Here is a 25,507-nt window from a genome sequence, read left to right on the forward strand (position 1 = left end):
GTGCGCGGACAAGGGGGTGTGTTGTGTAGTTGTGCGGGGCGGGGTCACCGCCCCGGCGACGTCAGATGTCGAGATCCTCGATGTGCGGACGGTCGGCGATACCGGCCACGCGGTCGTAGATCGGATCGGGGATCTTTCCCCGGAGCTCCTCGGCCGAGTCGAAGATGCCCATCGCGAATTCGCCCCAGTCCGGATCGTTGACGCCCAGCATGCGTCGCCAGTTCGTCAGATCCTTGATCCAGTTGGTCTCGGTGGGGTACTCGTCCCACTTGGAGCTCTGGGTGTGCAGCACGAATTTGCCCTTGCGGCTGCGGTAGATTCGGATGCGCTCGAAGGCGTCGTCGGTGTATTCGTGGGCCTCGGTGAGCAGCGCGCCGGAGAAACGCACCTGGCGCACGCCGTTGTGGCCGACGCGCAGCACGATCTCCTCGAAGCCTGCCTGACGTCCCTCCTCGAGTTCGATGAACCGGCGCAGCGCCGTCACGATCGCGCCCGACAGATTGCCGCCGACCAGCTCTTGTGCGCGCTGGAACAGGGGTAGGTCGTCGTCGGAGACGTATACGGTCTTGTTGGGCATGACTCCACTATACGTAGACGTATACATACACACAAGATCCTGCACGGGAATGCGCTTCGAACGCGGATGAACCACCCGCCCGCCTGCTTCGTAGTTCGGGGTGAGCGCGGCCGATCGTGGCCCGCTAGGCACACGGCAGGAAGGAGCGCCGATGTCTGCGACGGCAGTTGGGTATCTGGTGCGGGCTGTCGAGGCTCTGGGCGTGCGACATGTCTTCGGTGTCGACGGCGCCAATATCGAGGATCTCTACGATGCGATCTTCGAATCCTCCGGGGCGGTGACCGGGGTGGTGGCCAAACACGAGTTCTCCGCCGCGACGATGGCGGACGGATATGCCAGGGTCACCGCCGGTCTCGGTGTCGTGGCGGCCACCTCCGGCGGCGGGGCGATGAATCTCGTTGCGGGGCTGGCGGAGTCGTTCACCTCGCGGGTTCCGGTGCTGGCGCTGGTCGGGCAGCCGCCGACCGATCAGGAAGGGCACGGGGCCTTTCAGGATTCCAGCGGCAAGGCCGGAACGATCGATGCCGCCATGCTTTTCGATCAGGTATCGCGCTACTGCGCTCGGGTGGAGTCGGTGCAGACCCTGCCCGCGCATCTGGCGCGAGCGGTCGAGGCCGCGCGGGGTGGTGGGCCCGCGGTGTTGTTGCTGCCCAAGGATGTTCAGCGCGCACCGATGGGATCCGTTGCGCCCTTTCGGCCGCGTCCGGCGGTGCGGGTGCGGGACGAGACCGGGTTGCGGAACGTGCGCGAGGCGCTGCGGAACGCAAGGGGTACCGGCAAGATCACCGTTATCGCGGGAGATCAGGTCGCTCGGGACGACGCCCGCGAAGGGTTGCGACGGCTGGTCGCGGCGCTCGAGGCCGCCCTCGGCGTGGCGCCGGACGCGAAGGACGTATTTCCCTGGGACGAACCCGGATTCTGCGGAGTGGCAGGAACGATGGGGCATCCCGAACTGCTGGACGCCGTGCGCGGCAGTGCGCTGTGCCTGTTGGTCGGTACCCGGCTGCCGGTGACCGCGCGCGCCGGACTGGCCGAGGCGTTGTCCGGGACCGTGGTGGCCGCGGTGGGTGCGGAGCGGCCGTACCTGGACGCGATCTACGCCACCAGCACCGATCTGGATGTCGAACTCGCCGAGCTGGCAGCGGATTTCGAGAGTTCCGCGTCGTCGCCGGAGGGGGTGGTTGCCGCACCGCCGCGCACGCCGCCCGCCGAGCGGTCGATATCGTCGTTGACCGCGTTGTCGGTGCCCGAGGCCACCGGTCCTGGATTGCGCTATCGCGACATGGTCGAAACCCTCGGCGCCGTCCTGGAACCCGGGACCGATGTCTTCGCCGATGCCGGCAACACCGGAGCCTCGGTGGTGCACCACCTGCGGGTGCCTCGCGACGGACGATTCGTCGTCGCGCTGGGTATGGGCGGGATGGGGTACGCGTTCGGGGCCGCCATCGGCTGCGCCTTCGCCCGCGAGCGGCGCACGGTCGTCGTCGCCGGGGACGGGGCGTTCTTCATGCACGGCATGGAGATTCACACCGCGATCGAATACCGGCTGCCGGTGACCTTCGTGGTGTTCAACAACAACGCGCACGCCATGTGCGTCACGCGCGAACAGCTGTACTACGGAGACCGATACAGCTTCAACAGATTCCGCCCCTCGAATCTGGGAGCGGGTGTGGCGGCGATGTTTCCCGGACTGCCCGCATTCGCGCCGGCCAGCACCGAGGAACTGACCGATGCGCTGCGCATCTGCCTGAGAACCCCTGGACCATCGTTCCTTTCGATCGACTGTGATCCCGACGAGATCCCCCCGTTCAGTCCGTTCCTGTCCGTACCGAGGAGGCATTCGTGACCGCCAGCGCCCTGCCCGCACTCAGCGATATCCCGGATCGCGAGATTCCGGGGATACTCCGGATCGAGAATTCCGATCGCGAGGAGACCACGCCGATCATCATGGACATGCTCCGGTCGGTCTATCCGCACGACCAGATCTTCGGGCAGTTCTGCCCGGTCCAGGCGTATATCGACGCGCCGCCGCGTGCGGTCTTCGACTATCTGGCCGACACGCGCTGCCTGGAGGAATGGACCTACAGCCTGCGTGGATTCACCGAAACCGACGAGCCCGGCCTGTGGCTGGCCTACGACCGGCTGGGCCCGGAAACCCAGATCTACACCCGCACCGTCGCCCATCCCGACGCGATGACCGTCGACTATCACTGCGCGTGGGATCAGGGCAGACATCTGTGGATGATCTATCTGATGCGCGTGGTCGACGCGCAACTGGTGTTCGACAAGCCGGGTTCGGTTGTGCTGTGGACCAATTGCCACCACCCGTTCTACGACGAGAATCCCTATCCCGACGCCGCGCCGCCGAAACGGCCGGTGTGGGTGGGTGATTTCTGGGAGATGTTCTCCGCCGGGCACCAGCTCGAACTCGACAATCTCAAGGCGATCTGCGAATACCGTGCCGCGCACGGACTTCCGATCAAACCCGACTGGATGAAATGAGGCCCCCGATGGAATCGACCGATCCCGGCCTCGCGCCGGTCAGCCTGATCGATGTGGCGAGCTACCTGCCCGGTGAGCCGGTGAGCACGGAGTACTTCACCCCGTACATGCGATCGGCGCGGATGGCGAAGAACGTCATGTTCCGTTCCCCGGCGACGCGCCATCACGTCGATCGCGAGGAGACCTCGATCGACATGGTCGCCAGGGCCGTCGAACCGCTCGTGGAACGTCATGGGGCGCAGACGATCTCCGAGGTGGACGTACTGCTGACGCACACCCAGCTGCCGTACAACCCGATCGTCGGGTGCGGTCCGGAGGTGGCGCGGCGCCTGGGGATGCGGCCCTCGACGGTGCTGGACATCCAGAACAGCGGCTGTGCGGCCTTCGTGTACATGATGCAGTTGGCGCGAATGATCCTGCGTACCACCGATGCTCGCTCCGCGCTCATCGCCACCATCCAGAACTCGGCCGGAGCCGTGTTCACCCAGCCCGATATCCGCAAACTCGCGCAAGCGCCGGTCCCCGGTGACGGCTGTGGCGTCGGGTTGCTGGTCAAGAGCGATGACGCGCCGATCCTGGACGTCGAGACGCGCACCTATCCGGAGTTCGCCGGGGATATGGATTTCAACACCGGCTCCGAGCGCAAATGGTGGGAACCCGGCGAGGGGCAGCCGTGTGTGAGCTTCACCGAATCCAAGATCACCAAGGTCTTCGCGCGCGGCAATCGCCTCGTCCCCGAAGTCGCGCTCGCGGTCTGCGACCACATCGGTGTGAAGGGGCGCGATATCGACACCTTCGTCACCAATCAGCCCAACCGTCTGTTCCTGCGCAACTGGCACGATGCTCTGGAGCTGCCTGCCGAACGTCATCCGGACACCTTCGACCGTTGCGGAAACCTGTTCGCCGCAGGCATTCCCGTAACTCTCGACATCGAGAACCAGGCCGGTCGCGTGCGCAACGGATCGATCGTCCTGATGTCCGCCTTCGCCCACGCCGGTGATTTCGCCGGGGCGGCGGCGGTGCGCTGGGGTGCGGCGAGATGAGTATTCGATCTGCCGAGGATGAGTCGCGGCCGTTCGTGCGCAAGAGTGGCGGCGGCACGGATCGGTCGATGCGGCGCAGAGTCCGGGCTGGTCAAGGCGCGCGTAGCCGGGAGAACGGTGCGCGGCGGTTCGATCTGACGTTGAGTGAGAATCCGTTCCCGCCGTTGCCATCGGTCATGGAAGCGATGAATTCGGCTCTGGCGCATGCCAATCGGTATCCGGAGTTCTTGCCCGAGCGATTGCCCCGGTTGATTGCGGACCGCGTGGGGGTCGACGCCGATCAAGTGGTGGTGGGTGCCGGGGCGACGGGGGTGGCGTTGCAGATCATGCAGACGCTGGCCGGGCCCGGACGGGAGATGGTCTTCGCCTCGCCGACCTTCGACGGATATCCGATCATGGCGGCGATGACGGGTCTGGAAGCTGTTGCGGTGCCGCTGGATTCGTCGGGGAGGCAGGATCTGTGGGGGATGGCGCGGGCGATCGGCGAGCGCACGGCGCTGGTGGCGGTCTGTCGTCCGCACAATCCGACCGGAACCGTGGCGGCGGCCAGTGAGTTGAAAGCGTTCCTTTTCGGTGTGCCACGGCATATTCCGGTGATCCTGGACGAAGCGTATGCGGAATTCCTCAGCGCCGAGGAGGTGCTCGATCCGCTCGAACTCATCGCGCGATACCCGAATCTGCTGATACTGCGGACGTTCTCGAAGGCGTACGGGCTGGCCGGACTCCGGATCGGCTACGCGTTCGGGCATCGGGACCTGGTGCGCCGGGTGCGTCGGTTGCAGGTGCCGTTCGGGATGCCGGAGACGGCGACCGCCGCGGTGGCGGCCTCCTATGCCGCGGCGACCGAATTGAACGAGCGGGTCCTGCGGATCACCGTTCAGCGCGAGATGTTGCGAACAACGTTGCGGCGCAGCGGTATCCGCATTCCGCGCAGCCGGGGGAACTTCCTGTACCTGCCCGGGCCGGGCATGGTCGAGACGCTGGCCCGCGCGGGGATCGCGGCGAAGGGGTATCCGGACGGCAGCGCGCGGATCGCCGTCGGCGATGTGGCCGCGGATCGGGCGGTGGAGCGGGCCCTGTGCGGTCCGGCGCTGGTCCGGGTCGAGCGGGCGGCGGGCGAGGAGTCCGGGGTGTGGTCGACCACCGCCCCGGCCGATCCGGAGCGAACCGGGAGTTGCTGAACCCCTGTGCACCGCCATCGCGGTGCTGTGCGGGTTCACCTCACAGTGAACTGGTGAGCATGACCTGATTGGTGATCGAGTCGCGGATCTGCACCGCGCGGATCTGATCCGGCGGGACGGCGGTGGTGCCGTCGGGAGTGAGGGTCTGGCCCGGGTGGGCCGTCCACTGCGCCACCATCGCCTCGGTGCCGTCGGCGTGGACCACCCACAACGCGCCGTGCCAGTTGTACTCGGTCTCCGAAGGTGTATAGCTGCAAGTCATTTCGATACGCGTCCCGCCGGGCACCTCGACGAGCTTGTAACTGGCGGTGACCGGTGAGGGCAACACCGGAGCCAACTGCCGTTCGGAGACGATCTGCTCGGTCGGCGGGGTTTCGGTGCGATGCTCGAACGCAGCGGTGATCGGGACCGCGATCGCCACCGCCGCGGCCGCGGCAGCCACCGCCGCGCCGATCGTCAGCCAGCGTTCCCGGCCGTGGCTGCGGACCATCGGAACCGGATCCTCGGGCTTCGGTTCCGGCGGTACCACGACGACATGCGGTGTCGACGGCGAATCGGTCAGCGCCAGCGCCACTTCGGGCTCGACCTGACCGAGAAGTCCGGGCAGACCCGATAATTCGGCCACGGCCTCCCGGCACGAGGCACACTCGTCCAGATGCGCCTCGTAACGCAGGCGTTCGGCGCGGCTGAGGGATCCCAGGACGTACGGCGCATCCCACATCACGTAGTCGTCGCCCCCATCCGGGACCACCGCCTCGTTCTCCCCGATCCGGGGGACGTCCGTCACTTCGTCACCCCCATCTCCTGTAATGCCGAACGCAACGCGCGCATCCCATAGTGCATACGGGATTTCACGGTGCCCTCGGGAATGGACAGTTCCATCGCGATCTGCTGAGTCGACAGGCCGCGGTAATACGCCCGGACGATCACCTCGCGGTGATCGGAACTCAACCTGGCCAGCGCGTCGGTGATCAACCAGCTGTCCAGCGTCCGCTCCGCCTGATCGGGACTGGCCTGCTCGGGCGGATTGTCCGTACGGAACTCGTGCCTGTGCCGGGCGCTGCGATATTCGTCCACCGACATGTTGCGGGCGACGGTGAACAACCAGGCCCGTGCCGACGCAGTCGACTGGTCCAGCACATTCGGTCGCTGCCACGCCCGCAACAGCGTCTCCTGGACGATGTCCTCGGCCCGGCCGGAATCGCCGACCAGGCTGTAGGTGTACCGCCACAAGGGCTGCGCATGCTGGTCGTACAGCGCCCGGAGCTGCATCGCCTGCACCTCCGACGCGCCGTCCGGGATCGGCGGCGCAACGCCTCGGAAAGGCTGAGTGGTCGCGCCGTCACTGGTCGCCCGCGGCGAGCTCGCCATCGGCTCACCAACTCAGGCGCCGCGGTGGGGGCGCGGATGTCGTGGCCACACTAGCTATATACGCAGTCAATTGCGTTCTAGTTCGATCGGATGCGTCGCTAATAGCGACAACGGTAGCGGCTGGCGGCGCAGCACCTGCGCCCACAGGTCGCCGGGCTGCGCGATCGGATCCGACGGCAGCGCCGAGAGCACGATCCAATCGCCGCGCTCGAGCTCCCCCTCCAACTGCCCGAAAGTCCAACCGGCGTACCCGGCGAAAATCCGGATACCCTCCACCAGCGGCGCGATGATGTCCGGATCCGAATCCAGATCCAGCAACGCCACCCGGCCGTCCACCCGGCGCAGGCCATCGATGCGATCGATGGCGGTACCGACCCTGACGGTCGTCAAACAGAGTGCGGCGTCGCGTTTGACCGGACCACCGACGTACAGCGTGCGCGGCGAGGCCGCCAGATCCGCCCAATGCGGCAGCACATCCTGCACAGCGGTATCGCTCGGGCGATTCAACACGACGCCCAGACTGCCCGCGTCGTTGTGCTCCACGATGTACACGACCGTCCGCCGGAACGACGGCTCGACCAGGTCGGTCGCCGAAACCAGCAGCGTCCCGGGCCGCACCGCCTGATCCTCGTGCCGGAATTCTCGTCGAGAGCGGTCGCCGTGTTCCTCTGCGCGTGCCACCCAGCCATCATCGCACCGCTTCACCCCTCGCGCTGTATTAATGGCCTCCGCTTCGCTCCGGCGGGCCGCGGCCCCCGAAGGGCCGATTCTTCCCTCCCTCCGCTCCCCCGCTGCGCTCCTCCGCTCCGGTCAGTCCAGAATCGACCCGGGCCCCGGCCTTGGGGTTGGCGTTTTTCAAGGTGGGCGGAACTTGGATGACTTTCGATGTTCTGCTGCTCGTTTGGTCGGTCCTGGGGTCGTTTCGTTCTGTTCTGCTCTGGTCAGTGACCGTGGCAGGTGCAAGGGTGGGGCCGGGCCGATTCGCATGGAATCGGTCTGTGGGGCCTGGGCCCCGGTGTAGCGAAGCGGAGGCGCGTAGGTATGGAACGGCCTGAGGTCGTGCTCGAGAACAGTGACGGCGTGTACGACTTCTACCGGGAGCATCGGCAGAATCGGTTGCAGGCCTGGGGCGCCTACGCGGTGCTGGCGCGGCGGTACCGGCCGCGGATCGGGTATGCCGCGGGGGCGCGGGAGGCGTTGCGGCGGTTGATATCCGAGCGGCGGCCGTTGCTGATCGTGATCAATCACCTGTCGCAGCAGGATCCGTACACGGTGGCCGCGGCGGCCTGGCGCAGTGGGTTGCGGCCGGTGATCGGGCGGACTCGGGTGCTGGCCAAGGACGAACTGTTCGTCGAGGACGATCTGCGGCGGCGGATCGACATGATGGGCGGAATTCCGGTCTTTCGCGGGAAGGACCACGGCCTGCGGGCGGTGAACGCGGCCGGGCAGCTGATGATCGACATCTGCGCCGAGCGGATGGCGCGCGGAGACGGCATCGCGATATTTCCGGAGGGCACCTGCAACGAGGTCGATCCCACTCAGGTGCAGGCCGTCGGCAGCGGCGTCGGGCACATCGCGTTCCGGGCGGCGAAACTCGGTGCGCGCCCGGCACTGGTCAGCCTCGGGCTCAGCTACGGCCCGCGCGCCGACCCCACGGTGGAACCGACCAAGCAGGAGGCGATTTCGGCCAGTTTCCACTTCGGGGTTCCGGTGCCCGAACTGCCCGCCCGCCCGGCCGAGGTCGCGCGACTGGTGCGCACCGAACTCCAGCAGGCCCTGGACGGCGCGGTCGCGGCCTACTGACCCGCGCTCATTGCGGCAATTCGAACCGCCCTCGCGCCCACGCGGGGACCAACGCCAGATATTCCGGCTCGGACTCCACGATGTGCCGAACCATCGGGCAGAGCGGCAGCACGCCGAACCCCTGCTGCCGCGTACTGTCCAACGCGGCGTCCACGAGCAGGCGCGCATACCCCTTTCCCGAATAGTCCGGGAAAACCTCCGTATGTACGAAGGCCCGCTCCGAGGCGGTGTCCTGATATTCCGCGATACCCGCGAGATTCCCGTCGACGAACAATTCGAACCGATCCTCGACGGAGTTGTCGCGGACTTCCGGGCCGGATGTCATCGACCGAGCCTAGAACAGCGGACCACCAGCGTCGCAATGTACGGCTGATTTCCCCGGAATTGATTCGCGTTGCGCACGGTATGCCGGGTTGGCCGCGGGTTCGTGCGGTCCGTTGGTTGCCCTGTGCGCGTGATCGATCGCGGTGTATCCGGTCACGCCGCGCGGCCGGGTGGGGCGTGTCGCAAAATGACGGGATGAGGGAGCCGGAGTGGCGGCGGATCGTGGTGGCGCCGGACAAGTTCAAAGGATCCGCGACTGCCCCGGAGGTGGCCGCGGCGGTGGCCGCCGGGATTCGGCGGGTGTCGCCGGGGATCGAGATCGCGCAGGTTCCGGTGGCCGACGGCGGGGACGGAACGGCCGACGCGTTCCTGGCCGTGGGATGGGAACGGGTCGAGGCGCGGGCGGCGGGAGCCGGTGGGGAACCGGGAGTGAGTGCCTATGCCGTGCGGGGGCGGACGGCGGTGATCGAGCTCGCTTCGGTCGTGGGACCGGCGACATTGCCGGGTGGACGGCCGGACCCGCTGCATGCGAGCACGTACGGACTGGGGCAGGTGATCGCGCATGCACTGGATCGAGGTGTGCGGGAGATCGTGCTCGGTGTCGGCGGCAGTGCGTCCACCGATGGCGGAGCGGGCATGCTGACCGCGCTGGGGATGCGGATATTCGACAACCGTGGTGATGAAATACCCAGGGGTGGCGCGGCATTGGCGCATGCGGTTCGCGTCGATCGGACCGGGATGCATCCCGCTCTGGCCGACACGGCACTGACCCTGGCCAGCGATGTGGACAACCCGCTGCTCGGACCACACGGCGCGGCAGCGGTTTTCGCACCGCAGAAGGGCGCGGGTCCCCAGGAGTGCGCGCTACTCGAAGCGGCCCTGGCGAATTGGGCGACGCTGATCGATCCGCGGCAGGCCGAACGTCCCGGCGCGGGCGCCGCGGGCGGCACCGGATTCGCGGCCATGGCGGTGCTCGGAGCCGTCGAACGTCCCGGTATCGAGGTGATCCTCGAACTGATCGACTTCCCCCGCCTGCTCGATCGGGCGAGCCTGGTGATCACCGGGGAGGGGTCACTCGACGAACAAACCCTGCACGGCAAGGGGCCGATCGGCGTCGCCACGGCCGCCCGCGCAGCCGGAGTCCCGGTCATCGCCGTCGCCGGACGCTGCCTGCTCGCCGATGATCGCTTGCGCGCGGCCGGATTCGACGCCTGCTACACCCTCGCCGGCCTCGAACCCGATCCCGTCCGCTCGATGACCCACGCGACGGATCTGCTCGAACGCATCGGTGAACGCATCGTCCTCGACCGCCGCTGACCCGGCCCCGGTCGCCCGAAGATCAACGGGTGCAGAGGAATTCGATCGCCGCCGCATACCCCTGAGCGCCCATGCCGGCGATCACCGCCGTGGCGATGGGGGAGATGTACGAATGGTGCCGGAAGTCCTCGCGCGCATGCACATTCGAGATGTGCACCTCGACGATCGGCACCTCCGGAATGACCAGCGCGTCACGCAACACGACCGAGGTGTGCGTGAGCCCGCCCGGATTGATCACGATGGCCGATTCCACACCGCGCGCGGCGTGAATCCGATCGATCAGCGCGCCCTCGGAATTCGACTGGAACGCGCTGATCTCACGATCGAATCGCTGCGCGGTCCGGTGGCACAGCTCGACCACGTCGTCGAGGGTGTCCGAACCGTAGATCTCGGGCTGACGAGTACCCAACATGTTCAGATTCGGCCCATTGAGCACAAGGATCGGAGCTGGCATGAGGTAATTTTGGCCTACGCTCCGCTCCGGTGGGGCCGCGGCCCCACCGGGGGCATTCCTACAGGCCCTTGGGGCCCTCGGCGCGCAGGGTGTCCACCTTGCTCATCGCCTCGCGCAACTCGCCGAGCCATTCCTCGGCGTGTTTACCGGCCAGTTTCACCGTCCAGGCCAGCGCGTCCGAGCGGGAACGGGCCACACCGGCGTCGACCAGTGTGTCCAGTACCTTGCGTTCGGGCTGACGCAGCCGCGTCATCACCGGAACGGCCTGGTGGGTGAACAGGATCCGCTCGTCGCCGAGCAGCACACCCCAGGAAACCGTGCGTCCGAAGCGGCCCTGCGCCTCCTGTGCGATCCGCATCCGCGCCGGGCGGGTCGACTCGCGGAAACGGGCGACCTGGCCTTCCTGGGTGGCGCGCGGAATCTTCGTGGTGGGCTGATCGGCCTCGGCCTCGGGGGCGTCGGCCGGGCCCTCGGGGGTGGTGGGCCGCAGCGTGCCGATCACGACGATCTCGTCGCGGTCGATCTCGATGATCGGTGCGCCACTGAACCATTCAGTTGGCAATCGTCCAGCGAACCAGTCCGGCGCATCGGCGGCGTCGGGCAGATCGGCCTGCTGCCAGCCGCCCGGACGGCCGAAGCCGTGCCCGCGTTGTCCTTGTCTCATGAGCCTCGAACCTCACTCGAATCGTCTGCTCTGTAATCGTGATTACAAGATTACTCCGGTAATTGTCCGCACGATTCCGCCCTCGGAGAACAGCCTTTGAGCAGACCAGGAAGCGAACACGAGCGGGAATCCGTAGGCGGTGCGGTGGATGTCGGTGAACGGGCATTATTGTGGTCGCTGAGCATGGAGAATGCGGACGGTGTCAAGGCGGCCATCGCGAACGAATCTGTCGGGTACGGTTGTTCTCGTTGCTGGAGTGACAAGAGTGAAGAGTGGGCGATATGGATGTGTGGGGATCCCGCCGCATTCGCGTAAGGGGCGCAGCGGCACTCGCAGGGGCGGCTGTCCTGGCGATCACGATGGGAGCATGCGGGTTCCAGAGCAATCCGACTGATCCCGAGTCCATCGTCAATCGTTTCACCAGCCTGCTGGACGACAAGAACGCCGCGGACGCCGCGGATCTCACCTCGTACCCCAGTGGTGCGCAGGCAACGTTGAAGCAACTGTTCAACGGGCTCGATACCGGCAAGCCCGATTACAAGGTCGTCCAGTACATCGGGCTGGACGACACGTCGGCCATGTTCAACCTCGAGGCGGACTGGAACTTCGGGCCCGGCAAGGACTGGAACTTCGAACTGCAGGGCAGTATCCGCAAATTGGCGGTCGGCTGGCGCATCTCCTGGGATCCGACCCTGGTGATCCCGCAGCTGGACAACACCCGCACCGTCAAGCTCGTGCGCACCGACGCCACGCCCACCCCCAAGGTGAACGACAACGTCGGCGCACCGTTGATGTCCGAGCAGAACATCAACACCGTCAGGATCGATCCGACCAAGACGACCGATCCGGTCGCCACCACCAACGCCCTCGCCGACGCCATCTCACCGGTCGCACCGCTGATCACCGGCGGGGATCTGATGCAGCAGTTGCAGGCCGCGCAGGGCAAGCCGATCACCGCGGTCTCGTTGCGGGACGACGACTTCGCGATCCTGGAACCGCGGATGGCCGCGATTCCCGGCGTCGTCATGGACAAGCAGCCCAAGCTGGTCGTCGCCGACCGCCGCATCTGGTCGCCGTTGACCGATGCCTACACCAAGGTCCTGCAGGCCAACAAGGATGCGCACCGCGGCTGGGGCGTCCAGCTGTTCGGGCCCGACGGGGCGATGGTCACCCAGCTCGCCGGACGTCAGGGCCCACCCGGCCCGGACATCGCGGCCACCATGGACCAGAAGTTGCAGCGCGCCGCCGAGGACGCGGTGGTCAGCGTCGGCACCGCCGCCTCGATCGTGGCGATCCAGCCCTCCACCGGCGCGGTCGTCGCCGCCGCGCAGAACAATCAGGCCAGTGCGCAGGGCTCACCCGCGTTCACCACCGCGTATCCGTCCGGCAGCAATATGGACCTGTTCAAGGCCGCCGCGGGAATCATGAAGAACAAGTCCCCGCAGGACGTTTCGGTGCAGGACGCCGCGCAGGCCGCGGCGGATCTGGGCGTCGGCATCGGGTTCAAGGTGCCCGGACTGGACGAGACCAGCGGCCGGCTGCCCATCGCCGGCCGCGGCTTCGAGCAGGTCAAGGAGGGCGGTTCGGATCCCATCCTGGCCAGCACGTTCGGGATGGCGATCGCGGCGGCCAGTATCGTGCGCGGTTCGGTGGCGCCGCCGATGATCGAGATCGGCCGTCCCAGCACGACCGACGCCCAGCTCTCGGCGCTGCCCGGCCCGGTACTCGACAAATTGCGTGCCATGCTGCGTGATTCGGCCGCGGACGGCCCGGATCTGGCGAGCCTGCACGCCTACCAGGGCGTCAACGCGTTCGCGGCGACCGCGGGCACCAGCGGCTGGCTGATCGGCAATATCGGCGATCTGGCGTTCGCCATCCACATCGACGACATCGACAGCGGAAACGCGACCGCGCGGATGGCCGCTCTGCTGCTGAAGTCCTTCGCCACACCCGACAAGTGACGTTCAGCTCAGCGCCCGCCAGGCCGCTCGCCAGCCGAGCAGGAACAACGCCAGCACCGCCGCGGCCACCAGCACGAAGCTGAATGCGATGCCCTGACCGCTGATCACCCGCAGCACCATGCCGATGATCAACGTCGACAGCCACAGCGTCACCCCGGCGGGCCACAGCCCCCGGGCGTCGAATCGGGCCAGGACGTCGTCGAATCGGCCGCGCGCGCCGAGCAGCGGGGCCAGCGCCCAGCCCAGCAGCAGTCCGATCCCGAACGGCCACAGCGTGCGGAACAGTCCGGCGCTGATGGCGCCCTCGTGGTGGCTGCGTCGGCCGATCAGGCAGAACACGATCACCAACACCACGTCGATGAGGAACGGCGCCAATTTCTTCACGCGGTCAGCGTAATCGCCGCATACCGCTCACCCGGTCGGCGGTTGCTCCTCGTCGTCGGTGTCGGCGCCCGCGGGCGCCCGGTTGTCCCCGCGTGATCGCTGATCGGTCAGCAGGGAACGTTCCTCGAATTCCTTCTCGTATTCCGCATCCCCGGCCTGTCGCCCGCGGAACAGGAAGGCGAACACGATCCAGCCGATAACCGCCACCAGGATGAAGCTGACCAGCCGATACACCCCCGCGGCCGCGACCGCCTGCGCCGTGGGCAGACCCGCGATGGCGGTCAGTGCGTAGATCAGCATGGCGTCGACGTAGACGATCCCGCCGGGTGCGAACGGGATGCTGCCCACCGCTTTACCCATGCTGAACACGATCATCAGCGCGGCCACCCGCGGCTCGGCGCCGACCGCGTAACAGGCCGCGCCCAGACAGGCCACGTCACCGAGCCGGTGCATCAGCGCCCAGACGATGACCAGCGCGCCGTCCCGCCGGCCCAGTTCGACCGATTCGAGCTGATGCAGGATCTCCTCGATCCGATCCATCCCCGCCTCGGGCGGATGATGGCGAATCCGGTTGATCAGCCGCAGGATTCGGCGCAGCAGCGCCCGCAGCGAACCCGGATTGCCGGACGCGTAGTTGCCCGCGACCACGATCAGGACCAGCGCGCCGAGGGACAGCACCACCTTCCACGGCCCGACCCGGTCGCCGACCAGCGCCGCACCACCCAATCCGAGCAGCACCATGCCCGCCGCCCCGATGACACCGGAGAACACCAGCTGCCAGGAGGCCACGATCGGGCTCGCACCCCAGCGCCGGGTCTGGCGGTAGGTGAAGGCTGTGGAGAACATCGGGCCCGCGGGCAGCGTCACCGACATCGCGGTCGCGCCGTAGACCACCGACAGCGATCGCCGCTGGCTCACCTGTACCCCGCCCGCATTCATCAGCTGCTTCTGGATGCGGGCGAATCCGCTCATCGAGATCGCCTGCATGAGCACGCAGACCGCGGCCCAGCCCCAGTGCAGCTCGGTGAGGTTCTCCCAGGATTCGTGCAGGCGCGGATAGATATAGAGGCCCTCGGCGATCAGCAGGGCGGAGACCGCGACACCGAGCAGCCATTTCACCCACCAGAATCGGCCGCGGGGGGCCCGTGCCGGGACCGGCACGGGTTCACCGGCAGGTTCGCGATGGGCCGTCACAAGGGTCAGCCTAATGAGTGCGGCCGGACGACAGTAGGGTCACCGTCCGCACCGGCCGTCGGCCAGGCCAGCCGGGTCTTGCGGCGGCGGCCGCGCAGCTGCACCTCCTCGCCCGATTCCCAGTGCGCCTGTTCGTCGAGATCGGCGAAGTACAGAGCGCTGCCCGAGGTCAGCACGCGTTCGGGGCGTTCCTTGGCCAGTTCGGTCAGGCGGGACGCCTCGTTCACCGGATCGCCGATCACGGTGTACTCGAAGCGGTTGGCCGCGCCGATGTTCCCGGCCACGGCCAGTCCGGCCGAGACGCCGATGCCGATGTCCAGGCCGGGCACCTCCCGCAGCGCCTCGCGCAGATCGCGGGCGGCGGCCAGGGCGGCGGTGGGCGCGTCGGGCCGGTCCAGCGGTGCGCCGAAGATGGCCAGCGCGGCATCGCCGACGAACTTGTTGATCAGGCCGTTGTGCCGGTCGATCACATCCACCACGACGCGGAAGAATTCGTTGAGCAGGCTGACCACCTCGGTCGGCGGATGTTCCGCGGCGGTCGCGGTGGAGCCGACCATATCGACGAACAGCACTGCCACGAACCGGGTTTCACCACCGAGTTCGGTGCCGTACTCGAGCGCGCGGCGAGCGACCTCCTCGCCGACGTGCTGGCCGAACAACTCCTGCAGCTCGCGACGTTGCGCGGCCTCCTCCATCATCCGGTTGAACCCGACCTGCAGAAGGCCGATCTCCGAACCGTCGAATACCTCGACCTGCACATCGCGCGCGCCCTCCTGCACCCGGTCGATGGCCCGCGAGAGCTGGCGCACCGGATCGGAGATGCTCGCACCGGTCAGCATCGACAACGCCAGCGCCTGCATGATCACCACACCGCACAGCAGCAGGATCGACACCGCCAGCGACTGCGAGGAGAAATGCACCTGCGAGGTGATCTGCGTCGTGCACAGCAGCACGATCGCGATGACCGGCGCGAAGGTACCCATACCCCAGGTCATCGCCATCCGGGTGCCGACGCCGGGGGTGAGGGTGTGGTCGAACGTGCCCATCGACAGCGCGTGCGCGGCGACCGGACGCAGAATCCGCTCACCCAGCATGTAGGTGAAACCGAACACGATGGTCGCGGCCATACATTCGGTGACGATGACCGCGCCCGCGAGCTGCGGCGAGTCCACGATGATCGTCGCGCCCAGCACCGCGCCGCCCACCAGCCACAGCAGCAGATGCAGGATCGACTGACGCAGCGGGGCGTGCAAGGCGGCCATCTGCTCCTGACGGCTGGGTGGTCCGCCGCGCACCTGCCAGCGCATCACCGGACGCAGCATCAGCGCCGAGGCGGTCAGGCTCAGCACGCCGCCGATCACGAAGACCAGGAGCGGAATCAGCAGGCCTGTGCGGCGCACACCGGTCGGGGAGCCCTCGGGTGCGGGCAGGCCGTACTGGATGAAGGCGTAGACCAGGATCGCGCCGAAGGCGTTGGCGGCGAGCATGGAGGCCAGGTACAGCGGCCAGCGCGTCCGCATGGTCTGCTTGACCGCTGCCAGATGTGTCGAGTCCATGCCTGCTACCGAGAGGTGGGAGGTGCGGCTGGCACGGCTCGCGGGGGCGCTGACACGATCACCAATCTACCGCTGTGTCTTTTGCCTCCGCTTCGCTCCGGCGGGTTCGCGGCCTCCGAAGCCTCACCGATGAGCCCCGTGTCGGGTACTCGTTCCTCGCACCCGCCACGCGTCCGACCGGCGAGACGGGCCGCGAACGTCGATGTTGGCGATGGTCGGTGCGACTGTGGGCGTCATTCCAGGCCTTGCTCGATGGCGTAGCGGGTCAGTTCCACCCGGTTGGCGAGCTGGAGTTTGCGCAGCGTGGCCTGCACGTGGTTCTCCACCGTGCGGTGGCTCAGGCTCAGCCTGGTGGCGATCTGTTTCGCGGACAGACCCTTGGCGACCAGGCGCAACACCTCGGTCTCCCGATCGGTGAGGGCGGGCCGGTGCGGCGCGTCGCGGTCGGCGGGCGTACTGGCGATGCGGCGGTACTCGCCCAGGACCAGACCGGCCAGACCCGGGGTGAACACCGCCTGACCTGCGGCGGTGGCGCGCACGGCGTCGATCAGCTCGGCCACGGACGCGCTCTTGACCAGATAACCCGTCGCCCCGGCCTTGATCGCGTCCAGCACGTCGGCGCGTTCGGCCGAGGCGGACAGCACCAGCACCCGGCTGTTCGGCGACACCCGCAGAATGTCGGCGGTGGCCTGTGCGCCGTTGCCGTCGGGGAGTTGCATATCCATCAGGACCACGTCGGGTTGCACCGCCGCTGCGCGTCGCGCGGCCGCGGCCACCCCGTCGGCCGTCGCGCTCACCTCGAACCCGGCCTCGGTCAGATCCCGCGACACCCCGTCCCGCCACATCGGGTGATCGTCCACCACCATCACCGAAACGTGTTGCGCCACAGGTGTGGCGGGCGGCTCGGGGTCCTGGCTCATCTCATCCCTTTCGGGTCGGTCGGTGCCGGGGGAGACGGAATTCCCATTCTGCGCCGTCGTCGGTGCGCAGGTCGGCGGTGCCGCCGAGGGCGGCGATCCGGCCGAGGATGGATCGGGACACACCCATCCTGCCCTGGGCGGCGGCCTCGGCGAGGCGGCCGTCGGGGATGCCGGGACCGTCGTCGCGGACCGAGACGATCACCTCCTCACCGGTATCCTCCAGCAGGACATAGGCTTTCGCGTCGGGACCGGCGTGCAGCGCGGTATTGGACAGGGCGGCGGCCACCGCGGCGGCGAGTTCCCGGGCGGCCTCGCGGGCCACCGGCACCGGATCCGCGGGCGCGGAGACCGAGACGTCGGGGGCGGCATGGGCGGTCAGCAGAGGACGCAGATCCTGTTCGGCGGCAGGCGAATCCGGGACGTCGGGCACGGGTGCGCTCTGCTCGGACAGCAGCACCCGCAGCGCCACTTCCTGTTCGGCGGCCCGCTGTGCCAACTCCGCTGTGCTGCCGCCGATCTCGTTGCCGCGACGTTTGATGTAGCTGAGCACCTGCAACACTCCGTCGTGCACCTCGCGGGCGAGTCGTTCACGCTCCCGGGCGGCCGCGGTGAGCAGGGCGGCACGCTGCAGTTGACGGTGTGCGCGGCGGGCGGTGTCGGCCGCCAGGCCCAGCGCCAGGCCCACCGAGACCAGCATCGGCGCGGTCGCATCGGACCACAGATCCAATTCCCACTGCGCGCGAACCACGATGCTCACCGCCGAGATCAGCACACCCGACGCGACCCCGCCCACCGGACCGGACGCGATCGCGGCGGAGATCACCGCATTGGCCGCCCACAGCGTCGTCGGCACGGTCTGATGTCCGTGGAACCAGGCGTAATCGGCGACCAGACGGGTGGCGGCCATCAGCGCGATCACCACCAGGTGATCCCCGATCACCACCGTCGTGCGCACCCGTCGTGAGGTGCTGATCCGCCACTGCGACAGCAGCGCCGCCGACACGATCGACCAGAGCACGAGCAGACCGATCAGAACCCAGCTGAGTCCGGGATGCCGGTAGTACGGCGCCGACGCGATCTCCTGGCCGATCGCATACAGCGCGGTGACCAGGCGGAATGCCTGCGCCGCACGCCACAGCGGCGCGGTCGCGCCGACGCTCTCGGGCGCCTGCGGCTCACGTGTCGCGCCGGCGGCCATCAGCCGCACCTGTCAGCGCGCATCCTCGGTCTTCGCGATCCCGGCGTCGGACTTCCCGTCATCGGGGTTCTCGAGCGTCGGGATCCTCGGTTTCGGATTCGTCCGAATCGGCCTTGCCCGCAACGGGTTCGGGCAGCCGGAACCGATTCGGATCGGGTTCGTCGGGTTGGGCGTGGAACATCGGCTGCCGCGACGCACCGCTGTTGAGCTCCCGATACAGCTCCTCGGAACTGCCCGACAGCAGCGAGTGGATCGCGGTGTTCATCACCGCGGCGAACGGCACCGCCAGCAGACCGCCGACCAGCCCGTACAGCACCACACCGGTGGTGATCGCGAGGACCACCGCCAGCGGATGGATCCGCACCGCGCGCCCGAGCAGCAGCGGTTGCAGCACGTGGCTTTCCAACTGCATCACCGCGACGGTGATACCCAGCACGATCAACGCCGTGACCAGCCCCTTGGTCATCAACGCCAGGAATACCGCGATGGAACCGGCCAGCAGCGAACCGATGATCGGGATGAATGCCCCGATGAACACCAGCGTCCCCAGCGGCAGCGCCAGTGGCACGCCGAGAATGGCCAGGCCGGTGCCGATGCCGATCGCGTCCACCGCGGCCACCGCGACGGTCGCGCGCACGAATCCGACCAGCGTCCCGAAACCGAGCCGTCCGGCGGTGCGCACCCGTTCGCGCTGCGGGGTCGGCACCACCCGGGTGACGAACTCCCAGATCTGATTGCCGCCGTAGAGGAAGAAGATCAGGATGAACAGCGTCAGGAAGGTGCCGGTGAGGAATTCGCCGATCGCGGCCGCGGTGGTCAGCGCGCCGTTGGTCAGCGAATCCTGATTGCGCTCCAGCGTTTTGACGATGGTGTCGCCCGCATTGCGGATCTGGTCGTTGCTCAGGTGCAGCGGGCCGTTGATCAGCCAGTCCTGAATGGATTGGACGCTGGTCTTGAATTCGTTGGCCAGCTGCGGAACGCCGGTGACGAACTGCTCGATCACGAAGGTGAACACCCCGGCGATCACCCCGAGCGAGCCGACCAGCGAGACGAACACCCCGATCGAGCGCGGCAACCCCAGCCGCTGCAGCAGATCCACCAGCGGCACCAGCAGCGCCGCGGCCAGCAGGGCGATCGCGACCGGGATGACCACCGTGGCCAGCCGCCGGGACAAATAGCCGATGACGACGACTGCCAGCACGATCACCAGCAACCGCCAGCACCATTCGGCACTCACCCGGACGAACGGATGTACCGAGTCGGCCGCGACGCGACGGCCGCTCCGGCTCTCGCGCGTCTCGGAGTCCTGCGCATCGGACCCGTTCCGGTCCGAACCAACGTCAGTCACGCGGCCGAGCCTAACCGTCGCGACCGTCGCGGGCACGTGTGCGCACCGGACGGGAATGCCGGTTTTCCGTGCTGTCAACCACACCCTGACCGGGGGCTGTATCGGATCGGAACATCAGGGATTGCCCTGATGTGCGGGGCCTGTGACGTCGGTAGCCTCGATGTCATGGCTGGTGAAACGGTTTCCGCCGGGCCGGTTCCCGAGACCGGGGGTGCGGCGGGCGATCGGGATCTGCGGGTCTCGGACGCGGAACGCGAACATGTCGGGATGCTGCTACAGCGTGCGGTCGGGTTGGGGATGCTCTCGCTCGGTGAGTTCACCGAACGGATGGATACCGCGCTGGCGGCCAAGACCCGCGGTGAACTGAACGCCGTGCTGATCGATCTGCCCGGGGTCCGGCTGGTCGGGCAGCCCGATCCGGCCGGTCGGGCGACGCCGTCGTATGCCGAGGCTCCGGGCCCCACGCCCGCCTCGTCGGCGACCATCCGCTCACGGATCTCCTCGGTCAGCCGCAAGGGTCCCTGGCACGTCCCGCCGACCATGTACCTGAACAACTACTGCTCCAGCGTCAGTCTGGATTTCACCCAGGCGGTGATGTCCACGCAGGTGGTGGAGCTGCGCATGGACGATTTCTGCAGTTCGCTGACGCTGATCCTGCCCGGCGCGGCCACCGTCGACGTCGACGGCCTGGAGCTGATCGGGTCCAGCGTGAACAACAAGGTGCGCACCGGCCCGCCGATCGGGCCGCTGCACGTGGTCGTGCACGGTCGGCTGCGGTTCGGCTCGGTCACCGCCAAACAGCCGCTCGCGGTGCAGTGGCGTCGGCTGATGTCGGGATTCTGACCGGTCGACAGGCGAGGTCACGCGGGTATCGTCACCGCCATGGTGCAGCGTGTCGCGGCCGAACCGGATCCGCATTTCCGGGCCGGCCGAGGGGAGCCCGTACTGCTGTTGCACGGATTGCTGCTCACCTGGCAGTCCTGGGGCGCGGTGATCGACGAACTATCCGGTGACCACGAGGTTTTCGCGCCGACGCTGCCCGGTCACTGGGGCGGCCCGGCGGTGTCCGGTCCCGCGACCTTCACCGCGCTGGCCGATTTCGTGGCCGCCGTCATGGACCAGAACGACTGGCCCACAGCACATCTGGTGGGCAATTCCCTCGGTGGCTGGCTGGCCCTGGAGCTCGCCGCGCGGGGCCGGGCGCGCTCGGTCGTCGCCATCGCGCCCGGGGGACTGTGGGAGGCGGATGTCCCGGCCACCCAGCAGTTGATCCGCAAGTACCGGGCGTTCGGCCCGGTCCTGGGCGTCGGTGCGGGAGCGTCGGCTCCGAGCATGGTGCGCAGCCTGGTGATTCCGCTGCTGGCCCACCGTCCGGCCGCGGTCCCGCACGCCCTGGCCACCGCCTGCGCCGCCGCTCCCGCGCACTGCCACGTCGTCGACGATCTGGCCCGGGACCCCACTCTCGCGAACGGATTCACCGGTCTCGCCGAGATTCAGGCTCCGGTCACGGTGCTGCTCTGTGAACACGATCGCCTGCTCCCGCCCCGATTCCACGGTCGCGGCATCGCCGCTCCCGGCGTCGAATCCCGCACCCTCCCGGGCGTGGGGCACGTCCCGATGCTCGAAGCTCCCGACCTGGTCACCACAGAAGTCCGCGCGGCGATCGGCCGGGCTGCGTCGCACGGATAGAGCCTGCGGAACCGCACGTGCATGGTGAATGCCACGCTGCTGTTTCGCGGTCGCCGGTCCTCAGCGATCCGCGGCATCCTGCCCGGTGCAGCGGGCACCCACCTCGGAGTAATGACGTTTTTGCGCCGGATGGCTCATATGCGACATCCGAACGCAGTGCTCACTCGCGGTTCTGGCGGCGCAGTAGCTCGTTGACGCTGACGGTCCGGTTGCTGCCGCCGTGATGCTTGCCCTCGTCGGTGTTCTCGGGCTGGGCGGGGCGGTTGCGTGAAGAGCGCAGGTCGGCCATCCACTGTTCGATACTGCTGCGGCTGGCCTCCTGGCGGGGGTCCGCCGGGCCGGGACGGGTGGTCGGGGTCGGCGTGGTCTGCGCGTCGGCTCCGGCATCGCCCGCGGGGACGGCGGGTTCGGCCTCGGTCGGCTCGGAATCGACCCCGTCGTGCGGCTGATAACGCTGCGCACGGGCGGCCGGATGCGGCGGCACCGCGGACTGCTTGGGGCGCGGCGGCAGGATTCGGGGCGTCGTGCCGACCTGATCGGCCCCCGCATCCTGTGTCGTCCCGTACTCCGCCTGATCCGGCATGCCCGAACCCGGCGGCACCGGCGGACGCGGCAGATTACGCGGCGGCGAGACCTCGGGGGACTGCTGCGTCGGCTCCGGCGCGGCCACCGGGATGACGCCCGGCAGATTCAGCGAGGACTGCGGCGGGGTCGATGCACTCGCGGGCGTCGCGGCGGCGTCGCCGGATGCCTCCGGGTCGGGCCGCTGCAGCACTCCCGGCGGCGACAGGATGCGAGACTTCGCGCTCCGCGACTTCCGCGTGTTGCCGGACTTCGTGTCGTCCGACTTCGCCTTGTTCGTCCCCGCGTCGTTCGTCTGCGCATCGTCCGACTTCGCATCGGGCGTCTCGGGAGAGTCCAGCCGCTCGGTCGGCGCTTCCGGATCGGCGTGCCGAATGAACCTGGCGCGCTTGGGTTTACGGCCCGACTTGGCCGGAGTGCCGTCCGGCATCATCGGGATCTGCATCGTCACCGGATCGGTGACCGGCGTGGTCTTGACCAGGTCGACGACCTCACCCCCGCCGGGCCGTTCATCGCCCAGCATCGGCTCGCCCAGACCGATCTTGGCCTGGATCCGCTTCATCCACGCCGGAGCCCACCAGCAGTCGTCGCCGAGCAGCTTCATGGTGGCGGGCACCAGCAGCATGCGGATCACGGTGGCGTCGATGAGCAGCGCCGCGACCATGCCGTACGCGATGTACTGCATCATCACCAGATCGGAGAACGCGAACGCGCCGGTGACCACCAGCAGGATCAGCGCGGCGGCGGTGATGATGCGGCCGGTCTGCGCGGTGCCGGACTTGACCGCCTCCGTGGTACTCGCGCCCACCGCGCGCGCCTCCACCATGCGTGAGAGCAGGAACACCTCGTAGTCCGTCGACAGGCCGTAGATGATCGCGATGATCAGCACCAGTACCGGCGACATGATCGGTTGTGGCGTGAAATTCATCAGCCCGGCCCCGTGACCGTCGATGAAGATCCAGGTCAGAATGCCCAGCGTCGCGCCGAGGCCCAGGGCGCTCATCAAGGCGGCCTTGATCGGCAGCACCAGCGAGCCGAAGGTCAGGAACATCAGCAGCGTGGTCACGAAGACGACCAGCACGACCATCAGCGGCATCCGGCTCAACAGCGCGTCCACACTGTCCTTCTGCATCGCCGGGGTGCCACCGATGTACACGTCGACGCCGTCGGGCACGCTCATCGACCGCAGATAGTCGATGGTTTCATTGGCGTTGTCCGAATTGGCCAGCGTCGTCGAGGTCTTCCAGACATCCGAACCGGTCGGCGGCTGGCCGGGGACCGCGAACTGCGTGACCAGCCCGGGAGCCTTGTCCGCCTGCTCCAGAATCGAATAGATCTTCGTGGAGTCCTGGGTGACGATCACCAGGTTGATCGGATCGGTCCGCCGCGTCGGGAACAGCTGATCGAATTCCTGCTGCGCCACGCGAGTCGGATTGTCCGGCGGCAGATAGGTTTCGCTGATCCCGCCGAACTGCAGATTCTTCACCGGAATGATCAACAGCAGCAGCACGATGCACAGCGGGACCGCCACCTTCAGTGGATGTTTCATCACCCACTGCGTGCTGCGGCCCCAGAAGCCGTTCTCGATCTCCTCGGTGGTCTTGGTCTTGCGGAACCACTTGAGCCCCAACATGTCCACCCGCGGGCCCAGGATGCTCAGGATCGCGGGCAGGATCGTCAGCGAGGCGACCGCGGCCAGGGCGACCGTTGCGATCGTGCCGTAGGCGACGGATTTCAGGAAGCCCTGCGGGAACAGCAGCATGCTCGCACTGGCCGCGATGATCATCGTCGCGGAGAACGCGACGGTGCGTCCGGCGGTCATGACCGAACGTCGCACGGCCGCGCGGGTGTCGTAGCCGTCGGCCAGTTCCTCACGGAACCGGCTCACGATGAACAAGCCGTAGTCGATCGCCAGGCCCAGCCCGATCATCGAGACCACCGCGCTCACGAACGAGTTCACCTCGGTGAACTTCGTCAGGGCCATCACGATGCCGTTGGCGCTGATGATCGTCAGGCCACCCACGATCAGCGGCAGCGCCGCCGCGACGACGCCGCCGAAGATGAAGAACAGCAACACCGCGACGCCCGGAATGGCCAGGACCTCCATGCGCCGCTGATCCGACGCGATGGTGTCGTTCAGGGTGCCCGCGACCGGTTGCAGACCGGCGATCTGAACATTCACCCCGGGAATGTCGAAGGCGTCGTGGACCTCCCGGTAGTTGTTCATCGTCGAGGTGTCGTCGTCGCCCTTGAGCTCGACCGCGGCGAAGGCGACCTTGCGGTCCTTGGACACGGTGACCGAGGCCGAATACTGGGCCGCGCCCGGCACGTTCCACGGCGAGACGAAGACCTTGTCGATCTGATCCGGATGCTGCTTGGGCAGATTGGTCAGATTCTCGATGATCGGCTTGTTGAACGACGGGTCGTCGACGGTCTTCCCGTCCGGCGCGGTGTACAGCACGATGACGTCACCGGTGTGGTCGCGGCCGTACGTCGAATCCAGCAGCTGCGCAGCCTGTGTCGACTCGGAGCCGGGATCGTCCCACCCGCTGGAGCTGAGATGTTTGTCCAATCCGAGGCCGAACGCGCCCAGACCGAGCAGCGCGGCAACCATCACGCCCAGTACGACGTAGCGGAATCGGGAGACCAAATCGCCCCAGCGGGTGAACACTTTAAGCGACTCCTTGCGCGGGGCGGGAGGTGAGCAGTGCGGACAACGGCCGGAAGGGCTGCAGCCAGGCACCCTCGTCGGGCAACGACTCGAGGCTGACCCGGGGAAGTGGTTCGCGGAACACTCCCGGGATGTCCTCGAGGTCGATGAACTCGAGGATATCGGACGTCACGGCCCAGCTCGCATGCTCGCGGAATCCGAGCACCTGCACCGGGATGCCGCCTGCGGCGATCTCCTCGAGGGGTTCGCGGAACGCCTGACCGTCGGCGGAGGCCACCATGATTCCGGCCAGACCCGCACCGCGGCGGCGTAATTCGATGTGCGCCAACATATCGCTGTCGACGTCGGAATCCTCGTCGATCTTAGGTTTGGCGAAGACCGCGTAACCGACGTTGCGCAACGCCTCCACCCAGGGCCGCACCACATCGGCTGTGCCGGGGGCGATGTTGGTGAACACCGTGGCCTCGGCCTCCACCCGGCCGGTGCCGCCGACGGACAGTTCGGCGGTGCGGGCGAGCAGCCAGCGGCCCAGCGCGTCGAAGCGCGGCCGGTACGCCGCGGTGGGACGTCCGCCCAGGATCGCGCCGAGGCCCATGTCGAGATTCGGCGCGTCCCAGACCAGCAGCACCCGCCGCACATCGGTACCGCTGCCCTGCGGGGCCGATCCGGCGCCCGAGCTCGCCGTGGACGGGGCCGGAGCGCGATCGGAAGGGCTGTTGTGCACCATATTGGTGACGTCCATCACGTCGTGGTCCATCTCGCTGACCG

General features: G+C 67.8%; 24 protein-coding genes. 9 read left to right on the top strand and 15 right to left on the bottom strand.

Going from position 1 to position 25,507, the window contains the following annotated elements:
• Window positions 1-61: 61 nt before the first annotated feature.
• On the bottom strand, window positions 62-577 hold the full coding sequence (locus tag K7711_RS21255; RefSeq protein WP_222971156.1) for an EXLDI protein: 516 nt from the start codon (window positions 575-577) through the stop codon (window positions 62-64).
• A gap of 151 nt (window positions 578-728) precedes the next feature.
• Between K7711_RS21255 and K7711_RS21260 the strand changes: the two genes are divergently transcribed.
• From K7711_RS21260 to K7711_RS21275, 4 genes are all read left to right on the top strand, one after another.
• The gene (locus K7711_RS21260; RefSeq protein ID WP_222971157.1) at window positions 729-2,423 is read left to right on the top strand and encodes a thiamine pyrophosphate-binding protein; all 1,695 of its coding nucleotides are present in this window, start codon (window positions 729-731) and stop codon (window positions 2,421-2,423) included.
• Window positions 2,420-3,079, top strand: coding sequence for a DUF8713 domain-containing protein (locus tag K7711_RS21265; RefSeq protein WP_222971158.1), 660 nt, complete (start codon window positions 2,420-2,422; stop codon window positions 3,077-3,079). Before K7711_RS21260 ends, K7711_RS21265 begins: the two co-directional genes overlap by 4 nt.
• 8 nt (window positions 3,080-3,087) lie before the next feature.
• Window positions 3,088-4,122, top strand: coding sequence for a 3-oxoacyl-ACP synthase III family protein (locus K7711_RS21270; RefSeq protein ID WP_222971159.1), 1,035 nt, complete (start codon window positions 3,088-3,090; stop codon window positions 4,120-4,122).
• Between the two features lie 176 nt (window positions 4,123-4,298).
• The gene (locus tag K7711_RS21275; protein ID WP_372460176.1) at window positions 4,299-5,303 is read left to right on the top strand and encodes an aminotransferase class I/II-fold pyridoxal phosphate-dependent enzyme; all 1,005 of its coding nucleotides are present in this window, start codon (window positions 4,299-4,301) and stop codon (window positions 5,301-5,303) included.
• Between the two features lie 40 nt (window positions 5,304-5,343).
• Here K7711_RS21275 and K7711_RS21280 read toward each other — a convergent pair whose 3' ends face one another.
• From K7711_RS21280 to K7711_RS21290, 3 genes are all read right to left on the bottom strand, one after another.
• Window positions 5,344-6,090 carry an anti-sigma factor family protein gene (locus K7711_RS21280; RefSeq protein WP_222971160.1) on the bottom strand — a complete coding sequence of 249 codons (747 nt, stop codon included), beginning with the start codon at window positions 6,088-6,090 and terminating at the stop codon, window positions 5,344-5,346.
• Complete coding sequence (locus K7711_RS21285) at window positions 6,087-6,605, bottom strand: sigma-70 family RNA polymerase sigma factor (RefSeq protein ID WP_308014876.1); 519 nt, start codon at window positions 6,603-6,605, stop codon at window positions 6,087-6,089. The genes K7711_RS21280 and K7711_RS21285 overlap by 4 nt, the downstream gene beginning before the upstream one ends.
• Before the next feature lie 135 nt (window positions 6,606-6,740).
• Window positions 6,741-7,355 (bottom strand): YqgE/AlgH family protein, encoded by a 615-nt coding sequence (locus tag K7711_RS21290; RefSeq protein WP_222971161.1) that lies wholly within the window; start codon window positions 7,353-7,355, stop codon window positions 6,741-6,743.
• 360 nt (window positions 7,356-7,715) lie between these two features.
• Here K7711_RS21290 and K7711_RS21295 point away from each other — a divergent pair, with 360 nt between their 5' ends.
• Complete coding sequence (locus K7711_RS21295) at window positions 7,716-8,477, top strand: lysophospholipid acyltransferase family protein (RefSeq protein WP_222971162.1); 762 nt, start codon at window positions 7,716-7,718, stop codon at window positions 8,475-8,477.
• 7 nt (window positions 8,478-8,484) lie between these two features.
• Here the strand turns inward: K7711_RS21295 and K7711_RS21300 are convergent, their stop codons facing one another.
• The gene (locus K7711_RS21300; RefSeq protein ID WP_222971163.1) at window positions 8,485-8,802 is read right to left on the bottom strand and encodes a GNAT family N-acetyltransferase; all 318 of its coding nucleotides are present in this window, start codon (window positions 8,800-8,802) and stop codon (window positions 8,485-8,487) included.
• Window positions 8,803-8,996: 194 nt separating this feature from the next.
• On the opposite strand from K7711_RS21300, the gene K7711_RS21305 reads away from it, so the two are divergent.
• Window positions 8,997-10,118 carry a glycerate kinase gene (locus K7711_RS21305; protein WP_222971164.1) on the top strand — a complete coding sequence of 374 codons (1,122 nt, stop codon included), beginning with the start codon at window positions 8,997-8,999 and terminating at the stop codon, window positions 10,116-10,118.
• Window positions 10,119-10,140: 22 nt separating this feature from the next.
• On the opposite strand, the gene aroQ is transcribed toward K7711_RS21305, so the two are convergent.
• Both aroQ and abmR read right to left on the bottom strand, forming a co-directional pair.
• Window positions 10,141-10,572 (bottom strand): type II 3-dehydroquinate dehydratase, encoded by a 432-nt coding sequence (gene aroQ / locus K7711_RS21310; RefSeq protein WP_222971165.1) that lies wholly within the window; start codon window positions 10,570-10,572, stop codon window positions 10,141-10,143.
• Window positions 10,573-10,630: 58 nt separating this feature from the next.
• A complete protein-coding gene (abmR, locus tag K7711_RS21315; protein ID WP_222971166.1) occupies window positions 10,631-11,236 on the bottom strand; it encodes an ATP-binding transcription factor AbmR in 606 nt (201 codons plus the stop codon).
• 281 nt (window positions 11,237-11,517) lie between these two features.
• Here abmR and K7711_RS21320 point away from each other — a divergent pair, with 281 nt between their 5' ends.
• Window positions 11,518-13,197 carry an NTF2-like N-terminal transpeptidase domain-containing protein gene (locus K7711_RS21320; protein ID WP_222971167.1) on the top strand — a complete coding sequence of 560 codons (1,680 nt, stop codon included), beginning with the start codon at window positions 11,518-11,520 and terminating at the stop codon, window positions 13,195-13,197.
• Window positions 13,198-13,200: 3 nt separating this feature from the next.
• On the opposite strand, the gene K7711_RS21325 is transcribed toward K7711_RS21320, so the two are convergent.
• The 6 genes from K7711_RS21325 to K7711_RS21350 all read right to left on the bottom strand — a co-directional run bounded on the left by K7711_RS21325 (window position 13,201) and on the right by K7711_RS21350 (window position 19,686).
• Entirely contained in the window at window positions 13,201-13,581 is a 381-nt protein-coding gene (locus K7711_RS21325) for a DUF3054 domain-containing protein (protein ID WP_222971168.1), read from the bottom strand.
• Window positions 13,582-13,608: 27 nt separating this feature from the next.
• Window positions 13,609-14,775, bottom strand: a complete 1,167-nt coding sequence (locus K7711_RS21330; protein ID WP_222971169.1) for a lysylphosphatidylglycerol synthase transmembrane domain-containing protein — start codon at window positions 14,773-14,775, stop codon at window positions 13,609-13,611.
• Between the two features lie 5 nt (window positions 14,776-14,780).
• On the bottom strand, window positions 14,781-16,331 hold the full coding sequence (locus K7711_RS21335; protein WP_222971170.1) for an adenylate/guanylate cyclase domain-containing protein: 1,551 nt from the start codon (window positions 16,329-16,331) through the stop codon (window positions 14,781-14,783).
• A 233-nt stretch (window positions 16,332-16,564) separates the two neighbouring features.
• Window positions 16,565-17,251 (bottom strand): response regulator, encoded by a 687-nt coding sequence (locus tag K7711_RS21340; protein WP_222971171.1) that lies wholly within the window; start codon window positions 17,249-17,251, stop codon window positions 16,565-16,567.
• 1 nt (window position 17,252) lies between these two features.
• Complete coding sequence (gene macS / locus K7711_RS21345; protein ID WP_222971172.1) at window positions 17,253-18,449, bottom strand: MacS family sensor histidine kinase; 1,197 nt, start codon at window positions 18,447-18,449, stop codon at window positions 17,253-17,255.
• Between the two features lie 58 nt (window positions 18,450-18,507).
• Complete coding sequence (locus tag K7711_RS21350; RefSeq protein WP_308014877.1) at window positions 18,508-19,686, bottom strand: AI-2E family transporter; 1,179 nt, start codon at window positions 19,684-19,686, stop codon at window positions 18,508-18,510.
• Between the two features lie 276 nt (window positions 19,687-19,962).
• On the opposite strand from K7711_RS21350, the gene K7711_RS21355 reads away from it, so the two are divergent.
• Together K7711_RS21355 and K7711_RS21360 are read left to right on the top strand one after the other, a co-directional pair.
• A complete protein-coding gene (locus tag K7711_RS21355) occupies window positions 19,963-20,640 on the top strand; it encodes a DUF1707 SHOCT-like domain-containing protein (RefSeq protein WP_222971174.1) in 678 nt (225 codons plus the stop codon).
• A 39-nt stretch (window positions 20,641-20,679) separates the two neighbouring features.
• Window positions 20,680-21,486, top strand: a complete 807-nt coding sequence (locus K7711_RS21360) for an alpha/beta fold hydrolase (protein WP_222971175.1) — start codon at window positions 20,680-20,682, stop codon at window positions 21,484-21,486.
• 160 nt (window positions 21,487-21,646) lie between these two features.
• On the opposite strand, the gene K7711_RS21365 is transcribed toward K7711_RS21360, so the two are convergent.
• A complete protein-coding gene (locus tag K7711_RS21365) occupies window positions 21,647-24,739 on the bottom strand; it encodes an MMPL family transporter (protein WP_222971176.1) in 3,093 nt (1,030 codons plus the stop codon).
• Between the two features lies 1 nt (window position 24,740).
• Window positions 24,741-25,466, bottom strand: coding sequence for an NYN domain-containing protein (locus K7711_RS21370; protein WP_372460177.1), 726 nt, complete (start codon window positions 25,464-25,466; stop codon window positions 24,741-24,743).
• Between the last annotated feature and the right edge of the window lie 41 nt (window positions 25,467-25,507).

Source organism: Nocardia coffeae (assembly GCF_019890715.1).
Classification (GTDB): Bacteria; Actinomycetota; Actinomycetes; order Mycobacteriales; family Mycobacteriaceae; genus Nocardia; species Nocardia jiangxiensis.

Excerpts from the sequence above, each read along its gene's own strand:
- K7711_RS21255 (WP_222971156.1), bottom strand. The coding sequence starts at position 577 with ATGCCCAACAAGACCGTATACGTCTCCGACGACGACCTACCCCTGTTC.
- K7711_RS21260 (WP_222971157.1), top strand. The coding sequence starts at position 729 with ATGTCTGCGACGGCAGTTGGGTATCTGGTGCGGGCTGTCGAGGCTCTG.
- K7711_RS21270 (WP_222971159.1), top strand. The coding sequence starts at position 3,088 with ATGGAATCGACCGATCCCGGCCTCGCGCCGGTCAGCCTGATCGATGTG.
- K7711_RS21275 (WP_372460176.1), top strand. The coding sequence starts at position 4,299 with ATGGAAGCGATGAATTCGGCTCTGGCGCATGCCAATCGGTATCCGGAG.
- K7711_RS21295 (WP_222971162.1), top strand. The coding sequence starts at position 7,716 with ATGGAACGGCCTGAGGTCGTGCTCGAGAACAGTGACGGCGTGTACGAC.
- K7711_RS21300 (WP_222971163.1), bottom strand. The coding sequence starts at position 8,802 with ATGACATCCGGCCCGGAAGTCCGCGACAACTCCGTCGAGGATCGGTTC.
- K7711_RS21305 (WP_222971164.1), top strand. The coding sequence starts at position 8,997 with ATGAGGGAGCCGGAGTGGCGGCGGATCGTGGTGGCGCCGGACAAGTTC.
- aroQ (WP_222971165.1), bottom strand. The coding sequence starts at position 10,572 with ATGCCAGCTCCGATCCTTGTGCTCAATGGGCCGAATCTGAACATGTTG.
- abmR (WP_222971166.1), bottom strand. The coding sequence starts at position 11,236 with ATGAGACAAGGACAACGCGGGCACGGCTTCGGCCGTCCGGGCGGCTGG.
- K7711_RS21320 (WP_222971167.1), top strand. The coding sequence starts at position 11,518 with ATGGATGTGTGGGGATCCCGCCGCATTCGCGTAAGGGGCGCAGCGGCA.
- K7711_RS21335 (WP_222971170.1), bottom strand. The coding sequence starts at position 16,331 with ATGGACTCGACACATCTGGCAGCGGTCAAGCAGACCATGCGGACGCGC.
- K7711_RS21340 (WP_222971171.1), bottom strand. The coding sequence starts at position 17,251 with ATGAGCCAGGACCCCGAGCCGCCCGCCACACCTGTGGCGCAACACGTT.
- macS (WP_222971172.1), bottom strand. The coding sequence starts at position 18,449 with ATGGCCGCCGGCGCGACACGTGAGCCGCAGGCGCCCGAGAGCGTCGGC.
- K7711_RS21355 (WP_222971174.1), top strand. The coding sequence starts at position 19,963 with ATGGCTGGTGAAACGGTTTCCGCCGGGCCGGTTCCCGAGACCGGGGGT.
- K7711_RS21360 (WP_222971175.1), top strand. The coding sequence starts at position 20,680 with ATGGTGCAGCGTGTCGCGGCCGAACCGGATCCGCATTTCCGGGCCGGC.
- K7711_RS21370 (WP_372460177.1), bottom strand. The coding sequence starts at position 25,466 with ATGGTGCACAACAGCCCTTCCGATCGCGCTCCGGCCCCGTCCACGGCG.